Source organism: Streptomyces lomondensis, assembly GCF_014651035.1.
Lineage (GTDB): Bacteria > Actinomycetota > Actinomycetes > Streptomycetales > Streptomycetaceae > Streptomyces > Streptomyces lomondensis.
The window spans coordinates 58,339-71,087 of record NZ_BMWC01000003.1 but is presented as its reverse complement, the minus strand read 5'-3'; the positions used below and the strand labels follow the sequence as shown (position 1 = coordinate 71,087).

Genomic DNA, 12,749 nt, shown 5'->3' with positions numbered 1-12,749 from the left:
GAGGGGCCCAACACCCCTTTGAGGTTTGCGCCTTGGGGGCGGAGCTACTTCTCGACCTCGGTGGCGAGCCTGGCGAGCAGCGCGTCGTAGATCCGGCCGAGGCCCTTGGGCGCGAACGTCTTCTCGAAGAAGCCGCCGATGCCGCCGGCGCCGGTCCAGGTCGTGGTCACGACGACACGGGACTTGCCCTCGCCGGCCGGGGTGACCCGCCAGGTGGTCACCATGGAGGAGTTGCGGTCCTTCTCGACCAGCTCTCCGTCGGTGGGCTCGCTGACCTCCAGGAGGCAGTCGCGCACGCGCTTGCTGGTGGCCTGGAGCTTCCAGTGGACGAGGGTGCCCTCGCCGTCGCCGCCCTCGCGGACCTCGTACTCGCTGAACTGCTCGGGCAGCAACTTCGCGCGCGTGCCGCTGTAGTCGGCGAGGGCGTCGAACACCGTCTCCGCGTCCGCCGCGACGATCCGCTCCGTAGTGGCCTCGACCTGCGCCATCGCTTTCCTCCAGGGACATGGTTGCTCGGGGGTCGGGGCAAGCCAACCACCCCGCCGCCCGGCCCCCCAAATCGGGGTCGCCCAACCCGGTCGCACCCGTTCGAAAAACACCCTCGCACGATCAAGGGAACATGTGTTCTATTCTGTGTTCAGTGCTACCGAGGAGGCGTCATGCGCTGGGAGAACCTCACAGTGGACTCCGAACACAGCCGGGCCGATGCCGCGCTGTTCGGCGCGGACGCGGTCACGACCCGCACCTTCGACACGCCGGAGTTCGCGGGGATCACGTTCCACGAGATCCGGGCCCGCTCGATCATCAACCGGGTGCCGGCGGTCTCCCGGACGTCGTTCCAGTGGACGGTCAACCCCTATCGAGGCTGCACGCACGCGTGCGTGTACTGCTTCGCGCGCAAGACGCACAGCTACCTCGACCTCGACACGGGCCTCGGCTTCGACAGCCAGATCGTGGTCAAGATCAACGCACCCGAGCTGCTGCGCCGGCAGCTCGGCTCGCGCCGCTGGCAGGGCGAGCACATCGCGATGGGCACGAACGTCGACTGCTACCAGCGCGCCGAGGGCCGTTACCGGCTGATGCCGGGCATCATCTCGGCCCTGCGCGACCACGCGAACCCCTTCTCGATCCTGACCAAGGGCACGTTGATCCTGCGCGACCTGGACCTGATCAGGCAGGCCGCGGAGGTGACCGACGTCGGCATCTCCGTCTCGGTCGGCTTCACCGACCAGGAGCTGTGGCGCACCGTCGAGCCGGGCACGCCCGCGCCGGAGCGGCGCCTGGAGGTCGTCCGGGCCTTCGGCGAGCACGGCATCGGCTGCGGTGTGCTGATGGCGCCGGTGATCCCCTTCCTGAGCGACCGGCCGGACCAACTGCGGGCGACCGTACGGGCGATCGCGGCCTCCGGCGCCACCTCCGTCACGCCCCTGGTGCTGCATCTGCGGCCCGGCGCCCGCGAGTGGTTCATGACCTGGCTGGGGCAGCACCACCCGTACCTGGTGCCCCGCTACGAGCGGCTGTACGCGGAGGGCTCCTACGCCCCGAAGTGGTACCAGCGCCGGATCACCCGTCAGGTGCACGAACTGGCCGAGGAGTACGGCATCGGGCCCACGCGCGCGGGGATGCCGCGGCGGATCCGGCCTCCCGAGCCGGCGGCGGAGCCCCCGGTGTCCGGGCCGACCCAACTCACGCTCATTTAAGAGCACACGAGCGCGTCCGTAAGAGCATACGAGCGCATCCGAAGATCCAATTGGGTCATGAATTTGACGGAATGAGTTCTTCCGGGACTGCTTTCCGGGACGATGCGGCGAGGACGGTGACCCTCGCGGCCCGACGTCCCGCCGTCCTGGGAGGACTCCATGAGAAAACGCGCAGCCGCGCTGTGCGGCGCCGCCGTCGTCCTGGCCGGGACCTTCACGGCCGTTCCCGCCGAGGCGAGCGCACCGGGCACCGCGACCTCCGAGCGCACCGCGAGACTCAGCTGGAAGAACTGCGCCACCGACACCTACCCGACGCTCCAGTGCGCGTCCCTGAAGGTCCCGCTCGACCACCGCAGGCCGCACGGGAAGCAGATCACCCTCGCCCTGTCCCGCGTCCCGCACACCGCCAAGACCTACCAGGGCCCGCTGCTGGTCAACCCGGGCGGCCCCGGCGGCAGCGGCCTGAGGCTCGCCGGGTTCGTCGCGTCCTCGCTGCCGGAGAAGGTCGCCGCCCAGTACGACGTCATCGGCTTCGACCCGCGCGGCGTGGGGGCGAGCGAACCCGCCCTGGACTGCAAGCCGGGCCACTTCGACGCGGTGCGTCCCGACTCGCTGCCGGCCACACCCGCGATCGAGAAGGCCAACCTCGACCGCGCCAAGTCCTTCGCCGCCTCCTGCGGCAAGAAGTACGGGCCTGTGCTGCCGTACATCAACACCACCAGCGCCGTACGCGACATGGACGCGATCCGGCAGGCCCTGGGCGCCAAGAAGATCAACTACTTCGGCTACTCCTACGGCACCTACCTGGGCGCGGTCTACGCCAAGTTCTTCCCGGAGCGGGTCCGGCGCCTGGTCCTGGACTCGGTGGTCGACCCCACGGACGTCTGGTACGAGGCCAACCTCAACCAGGACGTGGCCTTCGACGACCGCCACCGCGCCTTCCTGGCCTGGGTCGCCAAGCACGACGCGACGTACCGGCTCGGCACCGATCCGGAGAAGGTCGAGGCCAAGTGGTACGCGATGCGGTCCGCCCTCGCAAAGAGGCCGGCGGGCGGCACGGTGGGCGCCTCGGAGCTGGAGGACACGTTCATCCCGGGCGGCTACTACAACGGCTACTGGCCGGACCTGGCGGAGGCGTTCGCGGCGTACGTGAACGAGCAGGACACCGAGCCGCTCGTCCAGGCGTACGAGGACCACGGCGCGGTCGACGCCTCCGGCGACAACGGCTACAGCATCTACACCTCGGTGCAGTGCCGGGACGCCGGCTGGCCGCGCGACTGGCGCCAGTGGCGCAAGGACAACTGGGCGGTGTACGAGAAGGCGCCGTTCATGACCTGGAACAACGCCTGGTACAACGCGCCGTGCGCGTTCTGGCCGGTGGACTCGCTGCGCCCGGTGAACGTCGCCAACGGCGCACTGCCGCCCGTGCTGCTGTTCCAGGCGACCGGCGACGCGGCCACTCCGTACCAGGGCGCTGTCACCGTCCACCATCTGCTGGCCCGCTCCAGCCTGGTGGTCGAGGAGGGCGGCGGCAACCACGGCATCACGCTGAGCGGGAACGCCTGCCTGGACGAGCACCTGGCGGCGTATCTGACCGACGGCACCGTGCCGCGCGGGTACGGCGCGGCGGACGCGGTGTGCGAGGCGCTGCCGGACCCGAAGCCCACGGCGTCGGCCGAGGGGACCGCCTCGGAGAAGGCGGGGTCGGCCTCCGCGAAGGGCTCGACGCTGCACGGCCTGCTCGGCTTCCGCGGCTGAGCAGTTGACGGCCCGTCCGTCGGGGGCGTGCGTTGTCAGTCCCATGGTCCACCATGGACCCATGAGCGAGCTGACGAGGATCCCCGCCCCCGCCGGAGTGGCCGCCGCGGCCCAGTACAGCCACGTGGTCATGGGCACCGGGCGTTTTGTCGCGATCGCCGGTCAGCTCGCGCTCGACGAGCGGGGCGGGCTGGTCGGCAAGGGCGACCCGGCGGCGCAGGCCCGCCAGGTCTTCGAGAACCTCCGGCGCTGCCTGGCCGCCGCGGGCGCCGGCTTCGACGACGTCGTCAAACTCACCTACTTCGTCACGGACATGGCTCACATGCCCGCGATCCGGGCCGCCCGCGCCGAGCACATACCCGACGACCGGCTGCCCGCCGCGTCGGCCGTGCGGGTCGCCGGGCTGGTGCGCCCGGAGTTCCTGATGGAGGTCGAGGCGTTCGCGGTGGTGGCGGAATGAGCGGTCTCAGCAGTGTGCAGAACCTAGTTGCCGAGGACACCGCCGGCGAGATCGTCGGCTGAGCGTGCCACGGTCCCTACCGGGACGGCGAAGTCGTCACGGTGGACGCCGAGTTGTACGCCCTCTACGTCCATCCGGAGCAGGTCGGGCGCGGCGCGGGGCGGGCGCTGCTCGCGGAGTCGGTCGCGCGCTGCTCCGCCGCGGGCCACGGCCGTGTGCTCCTGTGGGTGCTCAAGGAGAACGACCGGGCCCGCCGCTTCTACGAACGGACCGGCTTCCGCCCGGACTGCGCCGAGGAGCCCTTCGAGGTGGACGGTGTCACGGTCCCGGAGGTGCGGTACACCAAGGGGCTCCCCGGCTGAGGGCTCACCGCTGCTTCGGGATCCGCCCCAGCGCCCGCACCGCCGCCTCGGCCAGCGCCGGATGCGCGAGGGCCTCGTTCAGTACGGGTCTGGCCCGGCCGTCGCCCAGCGCCCCGAGCCCGTCCACGCAGGCGAGGGCCACGCGGCGGTACGGATCGTGCGGACGCAGCCGGCGCTGGAGGGTGGTGATCAGCGCGGGCACCGCCTCCGGGGCGCGCAGCTCGACCAGGAGGCGCACGGGCTGCAGGGCGTAGGCGACACGCAACTCGTTGGTGGCGAGGGCGGCGGCCGCGCGCGCCGTGCGCGGGTCGCCGAGGCGGGCCAAGGCGTAGGCGGCGGAGGCGCAGCGCGGCGGGTCGCGGTGGTTGAGCAGCAGCACCAGGGCCTCGAAGGCCCTCCGGTCCCGAGCGAGCCCCAGCCGGAACGCGGCCAGCTCCCGCGCCCAGAGGGGCTGCCCGGGTTCGGTCAGCACCGCCACCAGGGCGTCGAGGTCGTCGGTCGCCACGAGCCGCTCGAACGCGGGCGACGCCCCCGACTCCTGCCGTAAGCGCTCCGTGAGTGATCGCAACTCTTCGTCCATGACACCGAGGTTAGGACCCTGGTCCGCGGTGCGGGACGTACATCACAAACATGGGGACTGGCGTGCTCGTTACCCGCCAGTTAAGCTCAGACGAGCGAGTTACCCACTCGCTTTCCTCGCGGCGGTCTGGTGACGCGGCCGTCGTGAGAGCAGTCGGTTCGGTGCCTCAGGTACCGCAGTACGGCTCGGCCCCGGGACAGGGCCGGTCGGAACAGCCGTTCATCCCCGGGCGTGTGCACGCCCGTGGCGGCGGCACCGGGCGTGTGCGCTCAGCAGCCCGGCAGACACCCGCACTTCTCACGCCCCCGGTGCGCCCGGGACCCGGCTCCTTGCCGGGCCGTAGCCGGCGCACCCGGGACGCGTTCCCCGTCGTCACCCTCATCCTGGAGTCCCGCGATGGCCACTCCCCTTTCCGACTCGTCCCTGTCCCCGCTGCGGACCGTCGCCGTCGTCGGCCTCGGCACGATGGGCACCGGCATCGCCGAGGTCCTCGCCAAGGCCGGCCGCGAGGTCGTCGGCATCGACATCAGCGAGGCCCAGGCCGCGAAGTGCGTCGCCGCCCTGGAGGCCTCCACCGCCCGTGGTGTGGAGCGCGGGCGGCTGACCGAACAGGACCGCGCGGAGATCCTCGCCCGCGTCCGCACCTCCGCCGACCTGCGGGCCGCGGCCGACGCCGACCTGGTCATCGAGGTGGCGCCGGAGTCGTACGAGGTCAAGCAGCAGATCTTCCGGGAACTCGACGGGATCGTGCGCCCCGAGACGATCCTGGCGACCGGCACCAACGCCCTGTCCGTGACGCGGCTGGCCGCCGACTCGGCCCGTCCCGAGCGGGTGCTGGGCCTGCACTTCTTCAACCCGGCCCCGGCGATGCGCCTGGTCGAGGTCGTCTCCTCGGTGCTGACCGCGCCGGCAGCCGTCACGGCGGTCACCAACCTCGCGCTCGACCTGGGCAAGGAGCCCGTCGCGGTCGGCGACCGGCCCGGCTTCGTCGCCGACGGCCTGCTGTTCGGCTACCTCAACCAGGCCGCCGCGATGTACGAGGCGAAGTACGCCTCCCGCGAGGACATCGACGCCGCGATGCGGCTGGGCTGCGGGCTGCCCATGGGCCCGCTGGCGCTGCTGGACCTGATCGGCGTCGACACCGCGCGCACGGTCCTGGAGGCCATGTACGCCGCCTCCCGCGACCGGCTGCACGCCCCGGCCCCGATCCTCAAGCAGCTCAGCGAGGCGGGCCTGACCGGCCGCAAGGCGGGACGCGGCTTCTACACGTACGAGGCGCCGGGCAGCGGCACGGTCGTGCGGGACGCGCTGACCCCGCTGGAGGGCGGCGACCTGGTCCCGGGCCGGGAGGTCCGCTCGGTCGGCGTCGCGGGCTCGGGCACCATGGCCTCCGGGATCGCCGAGGTCTTCGCCAAGGCCGGTTTCGAGGTCGTGCTGGCCGCCCGCAGCGAGGAGAAGGCCCAGACCGCCAAGGCGCGGATCGGCAAGTCCCTGGCCCGCTCGGTCGACAAGGGCCGGATGACCGCCGAGGCCGCCGCCGAGACCCTGGACCGCATCACGGCCACGGGCACGTACGACGACTTCGCCGACGTCGACCTGGCCGTGGAGGCGGTCGCCGAGGACCTGGAGGTCAAGCGGCAGCTGTTCGCCGCGCTGGACAAGGTCTGCAAGCCGGGTGCGGTCCTGGCCACCACCACCTCGTCCCTGCCGGTCGTCGCCTGTGCCCGGGCCACCTCGCGCCCGCAGGACGTGATCGGCATGCACTTCTTCAACCCGGCCCCGGCCATGAAGCTGGTCGAGGTGGTCCGCACGGTGCTGACGGCCGACGACGTCCACGCGACGGTCCGCGAGGTCTGCGGGCGGATCAGGAAGCACGCGGTGGACTGCGGCGACCGGGCCGGCTTCATCGTGAACGCGCTGCTGTTCCCGTACCTCAACAACGCGATCAAGATGGTGCAGGAGCACTACGCGACCCTCGACGACATCGACGCGGCGATGAAGCTGGGCGGCGGTTACCCGATGGGCCCGTTCGAGCTGCTGGACGTCGTCGGGCTCGACGTCTCGCTCGCCATCGAGAAGGTCCTGCACCGCGAGTTCCGCGACCCCGGGCTCGCCCCGGCGCCGCTGCTGGAGCACCTGGTGGCCGCGGGCTGCCTCGGCCGGAAGACCGGCCGCGGCTTCCGCGAATATGCCAAGCGCTGAGCGTCCCGGCGACTGGTTCCGGTCCGGCTCCGAGTGGGGCGGCCTGCTCGGCCCGGACCGGCACCACCCGGCCGGCCGGGCCGCCCCTCCCCCGCCCTCCGGCGGCGGCGGAGAACCAGGTCATGCGCATCGAGCTGCGCACATGCAGTACGTTCGGGGCATGTCCCAGCCCGCCAAGTCCTCACGTACACCAGCTACGACCGACGCGCCGGAGAGTGCCGCAGGCTCCCGTGCCGCCGCCCAGCGGCTCAAGATGCGCCGGGAACTGGCGGCCGCCGCGATGGAGCTGTTCGCGACCAAGGGGTACGAGGCGACCACCGTCGACGAGATCGCGGCCCAGGCCGGGGTCGCCCGCCGCACCTTCTTCCGCCACTTCCGCTCCAAGGAAGAGGCGATCTTCCCCGACCACGACGACACCCTGATCCGCGCCGAGGCGGTCCTCAACGCCGCGCCCGCCCACGAGCATCCGCTCGACACGGTGTGCCGCGGCATCAAGGAAGTCATGAGGATGTACGCGGCCCGGCCGGAGATCTCGGTCGCCCGCTACAAGCTGACGCGCGAGGTACCCACCCTGCGCGAGGCGGAGATCGCGTCGGTGGCCCGCTACGAACGGCTCTTCACCCGCTATCTCCTCGGCCACTTCGACGAGCGCGCGCACGCCGACGACGCCAACGACGACCCGCTGCTGGCGGAGGTCGCCGCGTCCGCCGTGGTCACCGCCCACAACCACGTCCTGCGGCGCTGGCTGCGGGCCGGCGGACAGGGCGACGTGGAGGCGCAGCTCGACCACGCCTTCGCGATCGTGCGCAAGACGTTCGGCACCGGGATCGGCGCCGGGCGCGCCACGGAACCGCAGCCGGCCGCGGCCACGGCCTCGGCGCAGGGCGAGGTCCTGGTGACGGTCGCCCGCACCGACGCCCCGCTGGACGAGGTCATGCGGACGATCGAGCAGGCGCTCAAGGAGCGCTGAGCCACTCCGCCCTTGTGATGACGGCCACCCCGACCGGGTGGCCGTTTTGGCATGTCAGGACCCCTTTTCAGCGCGTTCCATAGCACGATTCGATCGATCATCGCTCATTTGTTACGTAAAGATTTCATCTGAGAGCAAGTTCTGGCACTCAGTGCCTTGCGGGGTGACACGCGGTGTCATACGTTGAAGAGGTCCGGGCAACCGTCCCAGCGAGCCCCGTGCCCGCGTGCCCGGACGCCTGCGTCACAGGCAACCTCCCGCGCCACCAGCGCTGCCGAACAGCACCACCGCCGAACCGACGGCACCCCTCAACCCTCAGCAGCACCGACGTAACCATCGGCGCCCCTCCCTCAGGGCGCTCACCGCCGGAGGCAACACCGTGACCGTGAAGGACATCCTGGCCGCGATCCAGTCGCCCGACTCCACGTCGGAGGACTTCGCCGCCCTCCCGCTGCCCGAGTCGTACCGCGCGATCACCGTGCACAAGGACGAGACGGAGATGTTCGCCGGGCTCGCCACGCGCGACAAGGACCCCCGCAAGTCGATCCACCTGGACGAGGTGCCGCTGCCCGAGCTCGGCCCGGGCGAGGCCCTGGTGGCCGTCATGGCCTCCTCGGTCAACTACAACTCGGTGTGGACGTCGATCTTCGAGCCGCTGTCGACGTTCGGCTTCCTGGAGCGCTACGGCCGCACCAGCGAGCTGGCCAAGCGCCACGACCTGCCGTACCACATCATCGGCTCCGACCTCGCGGGCGTCGTGCTGCGCACCGGCCCGGGCGTCAACGCCTGGCGGCCCGGTGACGAGGTCGTCGCGCACTGCCTGTCCGTCGAGCTGGAGTCCTCGGACGGCCACAACGACACGATGCTCGACCCCGAGCAGCGCATCTGGGGCTTCGAGACCAACTTCGGCGGCCTCGCCGAGATCGCGCTGGTCAAGTCCAACCAGCTGATGCCGAAGCCGGACCACCTCAGCTGGGAGGAGGCCGCCGCTCCCGGCCTGGTCAACTCGACCGCCTACCGGCAGCTGGTCTCCCGCAACGGCGCCGCCATGAAGCAGGGCGACAACGTGCTCATCTGGGGCGCGAGCGGCGGACTCGGCAGCTACGCCACCCAGTTCGCGCTGGCCGGCGGCGCCAACCCGATCTGTGTCGTCTCCTCGCCGCAGAAGGCGGAGATCTGCCGCGCGATGGGCGCCGAGGCGATCATCGACCGCAACGCCGAGGGCTACAGGTTCTGGAAGGACGAGAACACCCAGGACCCCAAGGAGTGGAAGCGCTTCGGCAAGCGCATCCGCGAGCTCACCGGCGGCGAGGACATCGACATCGTCTTCGAGCACCCCGGCCGCGAGACCTTCGGCGCGAGCGTCTTCGTCACCCGCAAGGGCGGCACGATCACCACCTGCGCCTCCACCTCGGGCTACATGCACGAGTACGACAACCGCTACCTGTGGATGTCCCTGAAGCGGATCATCGGCTCGCACTTCGCCAACTACCGCGAGGCCTGGGAGGCCAACCGGCTCATCGCGAAGGGCAAGATCCACCCGACCCTGTCCAAGGTGTACTCCCTGGAGGACACCGGCCAGGCCGCCTACGACGTGCACCGCAACCTGCACCAGGGCAAGGTCGGCGTGCTGTGCATGGCCCCCGAGGAGGGCCTGGGCGTGCGCGACCAGGAGAAGCGCGCCCAGCACGTCGACGCCATCAACCGCTTCCGGAACGTCTGAGAGCCGCAGATGACAGAGCGTCAGAAGGACCGGCCGTGGCTCATGCGGACGTATGCGGGGCACTCGACCGCCGAGGCGTCCAACGAGCTGTACCGGCGCAACCTCGCCAAGGGCCAGACGGGTCTGTCCGTGGCGTTCGACCTGCCGACGCAGACCGGCTACGACTCCGACCACATCCTCGCCCGCGGCGAGGTGGGACGGGTCGGCGTGCCGATCGCGCACGTCGGTGACATGCGCCGGCTGTTCCAGGACATCCCCCTGGAGCAGATGAACACCTCGATGACCATCAACGCCACGGCCATGTGGCTGCTGGCGCTCTATCAGGTCGTCGCCGAGGAGCAGGGTGCGGACATCACCCAGCTCCAGGGCACGACCCAGAACGACATCGTCAAGGAGTACCTGTCCCGGGGGACGCACGTCTTCCCGCCGGGGCCGAGCCTCCGCCTGACGACGGACATGATCGCGTACACGGTCTCCCACATGCCGAAGTGGAACCCGATCAACATCTGCAGCTACCACCTGCAGGAGGCGGGAGCCACGCCGGTCCAGGAGATCGCGTACGCGATGTCCACCGCCATCGCCGTCCTCGACGCGGTCCGCGACAGCGGCCAGGTGCCGCAGGAGCGCATGGGCGATGTCGTGGCGCGCATCTCCTTCTTCGTGAACGCGGGCGTCCGCTTCATCGAGGAGATGTGCAAGATGCGGGCGTTCGGCCGCATCTGGGACAAGGTCACGCGCGAGCGGTACGGCATCGAGAACCCCAAGCAGCGCCGCTTCCGCTACGGCGTCCAGGTCAACTCCCTCGGCCTGACGGAGGCGCAGCCGGAGAACAACGTCCAGCGGATCGTCCTGGAGATGCTGGCCGTGACCCTCTCCAAGGACGCACGCGCGCGTGCCGTGCAGCTCCCCGCCTGGAACGAGGCCCTCGGCCTGCCCCGCCCCTGGGACCAGCAGTGGTCGCTGCGCATCCAGCAGGTGCTGGCGTACGAGAGCGACCTGCTGGAGTACGAGGACATCTTCGAGGGCTCGAAGGTGATCGAGGCGAAGGTGGAGGGACTGGTCGAGGCGGCGCTCGCCGAGATGGACCGCATCGAGGAGATGGGCGGCGCGATGGCGGCCGTCGAGTCCGGCTACCTCAAGTCGCAGCTGGTCGCCTCGCACGCCGAGCGCCGGGGCCGGATCGAGTCCGGCCAGGAGAAGATCGTCGGCGTCAACATCTTCGAGGGCACCGAGCCGAACCCGCTCACCGCCGACCTGGACACCGCGATCCAGACGGTGGACCCGGAGGTCGAGGCCCGGGTCGTCGCCGCGCTCCAGCAGTGGCGCGACAGCCGCTACCAGCCGCCCTTCAACCATCCGCGGCCCTGCAAGGCCCTGGAGCGGCTGAAGGAGGCCGCGCGCGGCACCGAGAACCTCATGGAGGCCACCCTGGAGTGCGCCCGCGCCGGGGCGACGACCGGCGAGTGGGCCGGGGCCCTGCGCGAGGTGTTCGGCGAGTTCCGGGCGCCCACGGGCGTCTCGTCGGCGCCGGTGGCCGTCCCCGCGGAAGAGGGCAGCGCGCTCGCCCACGTGCGCCGCAAGGTGGAGCTGACGGCCAAGGACCTGGGCGTCGGCAAGCTGCGCTTCCTGGTCGGCAAGCCGGGCCTGGACGGCCACTCCAACGGCGCCGAGCAGATCGCCGTGCGCGCGCGTGACGCCGGCTTCGAGGTGGTCTACCAGGGCATCCGGCTGACGCCCGAACAGATCGTGGACGCGGCGCTCGCCGAGGACGTGCACGCGGTCGGCCTGTCCATCCTGTCCGGATCGCACGCCCAGCTGGTGCCGGACGTCCTCGAACGGCTCCGTGTGGCCGGTGCCACAGATATACCGGTGATCGCCGGTGGCATCATCCCGAACGGTGATGCCGAGCAGCTCAGGGCAGCCGGAGTGGCCGCGGTCTTCACCCCGAAGGACTTCGACATCACCGGAATCATCGGCCGCATCGTCGACGAGATCCGGAAAGCGAACCAGCTCGACCCCCTGGAGGTCCCCGCATGACCGTCAACCGTCTCCGCCCGCGGCGTTCCTGCCTGGCCGTACCGGGCAGCAACCCCCGCTTCCTGGAGAAGGCGCAGGGCCTCCCGGCGGACCAGGTCTTCCTGGACCTGGAGGACGCGTGCGCGCCGCTCGCCAAGCCGGAGGCGCGGCACACCATCGTCAAGTTCCTCAACGAGGGCGACTGGACGGGCAAGACGCGGGTGGTCCGGGTCAACGACTGGACGACCGAGTGGACGTACCGGGACGTCGTCACGGTCGTCGAGGGCGCCGGCCAGAACCTCGACTGCATCATGCTGCCGAAGGTGCAGGACGCCCAGCAGATCGTGGCGCTGGACCTGCTGCTGACGCAGATCGAGAAGACGATGGGCTTCGAGGTCGGCCGGATCGGCATCGAGGCGCAGATCGAGAACGCGCAGGGCCTCAACAACGTCAACGAGATCGCTCAAGCCAGTCCACGTATCGAGACGATGATCTTCGGCCCGGCCGACTTCATGGCGTCGATCAACATGAAGTCGCTGGTCGTGGGCGAGCAGCCGCCCGGCTACCCGGCGGACGCCTACCACTACATCCTGATGAAGATCCTGATGGCCGCCCGCGCCAACAACCTCCAGGCGATCGACGGCCCCTACCTCCAGATCCGCAACGTCGAGGGCTACCGCGAGGTCGCCCAGCGCGCCGCCGCCCTCGGCTTCGACGGCAAGTGGGTGCTGCACCCGGGCCAGGTCGAGGCGTCCAACGAGATCTTCTCGCCGTCCCAGGAGGACTACGACCACGCCGAGCTGATCCTGGACGCGTACGACTACTACACGTCCGAGGCGGGCGGCAAGAAGGGCTCCGCGATGCTCGGCGACGAGATGATCGACGAGGCCAGCCGCAAGATGGCCCTGGTCATCGCGGGCAAGGGCCGTGCCGCCGGCATGCGGCGCACCAGCACGTTCGAGATCCCGGAGGCGTGAC

10 protein-coding genes and 1 pseudogene are annotated in these 12,749 nt (G+C 70.6%); 9 read left to right on the top strand and 2 right to left on the bottom strand.

From position 1 onward, the window contains the following. Nucleotides 1-44: 44 nt before the first annotated feature. Entirely contained in the window at nt 45-488 is a 444-nt protein-coding gene (locus IE255_RS11855; RefSeq protein ID WP_190050173.1) for an SRPBCC family protein, read from the bottom strand. A gap of 171 nt (nt 489-659) precedes the next feature. On the opposite strand from IE255_RS11855, the gene IE255_RS11850 reads away from it, so the two are divergent. The 4 genes and pseudogenes from IE255_RS11850 to IE255_RS11835 form a co-directional block, all read left to right on the top strand. Continuing rightward, nucleotides 660-1,700 (top strand): Rv2578c family radical SAM protein, encoded by a 1,041-nt coding sequence (locus IE255_RS11850; protein ID WP_190050172.1) that lies wholly within the window; start codon nt 660-662, stop codon nt 1,698-1,700. 159 nt (nt 1,701-1,859) lie between these two features. Beyond that, on the top strand, nt 1,860-3,458 hold the full coding sequence (locus tag IE255_RS11845) for an alpha/beta hydrolase (protein ID WP_190050171.1): 1,599 nt from the start codon (nt 1,860-1,862) through the stop codon (nt 3,456-3,458). Nucleotides 3,459-3,519: 61 nt separating this feature from the next. Continuing rightward, entirely contained in the window at nt 3,520-3,918 is a 399-nt protein-coding gene (locus IE255_RS11840) for a RidA family protein (RefSeq protein ID WP_190050170.1), read from the top strand. 14 nt (nt 3,919-3,932) lie between these two features. Then, a pseudogene (locus IE255_RS11835) lies at nt 3,933-4,280 on the top strand (GNAT family N-acetyltransferase); the annotation flags it as partial. A 4-nt stretch (nt 4,281-4,284) separates the two neighbouring features. Here IE255_RS11835 and IE255_RS11830 read toward each other — a convergent pair. Then, nucleotides 4,285-4,860 (bottom strand): adenylosuccinate lyase, encoded by a 576-nt coding sequence (locus IE255_RS11830; RefSeq protein WP_190050169.1) that lies wholly within the window; start codon nt 4,858-4,860, stop codon nt 4,285-4,287. Nucleotides 4,861-5,256: 396 nt separating this feature from the next. Between IE255_RS11830 and IE255_RS11825 the strand changes: the two genes are divergently transcribed. The 5 genes from IE255_RS11825 to IE255_RS11805 all read left to right on the top strand — a co-directional run bounded on the left by IE255_RS11825 (nt 5,257) and on the right by IE255_RS11805 (nt 12,748). Further along, nucleotides 5,257-7,062 (top strand): 3-hydroxyacyl-CoA dehydrogenase family protein, encoded by a 1,806-nt coding sequence (locus IE255_RS11825; RefSeq protein ID WP_190050168.1) that lies wholly within the window; start codon nt 5,257-5,259, stop codon nt 7,060-7,062. 160 nt (nt 7,063-7,222) lie between these two features. Then, entirely contained in the window at nt 7,223-8,032 is an 810-nt protein-coding gene (locus IE255_RS11820) for a TetR family transcriptional regulator (protein WP_229906375.1), read from the top strand. 379 nt (nt 8,033-8,411) lie between these two features. Then, nucleotides 8,412-9,755 (top strand): crotonyl-CoA carboxylase/reductase, encoded by a 1,344-nt coding sequence (gene ccrA, locus IE255_RS11815; RefSeq protein ID WP_190050166.1) that lies wholly within the window; start codon nt 8,412-8,414, stop codon nt 9,753-9,755. Between the two features lie 9 nt (nt 9,756-9,764). Further along, nucleotides 9,765-11,792, top strand: coding sequence for an ethylmalonyl-CoA mutase (locus IE255_RS11810; RefSeq protein WP_190050165.1), 2,028 nt, complete (start codon nt 9,765-9,767; stop codon nt 11,790-11,792). Continuing rightward, the gene (locus tag IE255_RS11805) at nt 11,789-12,748 is read left to right on the top strand and encodes an HpcH/HpaI aldolase/citrate lyase family protein (RefSeq protein WP_190050164.1); all 960 of its coding nucleotides are present in this window, start codon (nt 11,789-11,791) and stop codon (nt 12,746-12,748) included. Before IE255_RS11810 ends, IE255_RS11805 begins: the two co-directional genes overlap by 4 nt. The last annotated feature ends 1 nt before the right edge of the window (nt 12,749 follow it).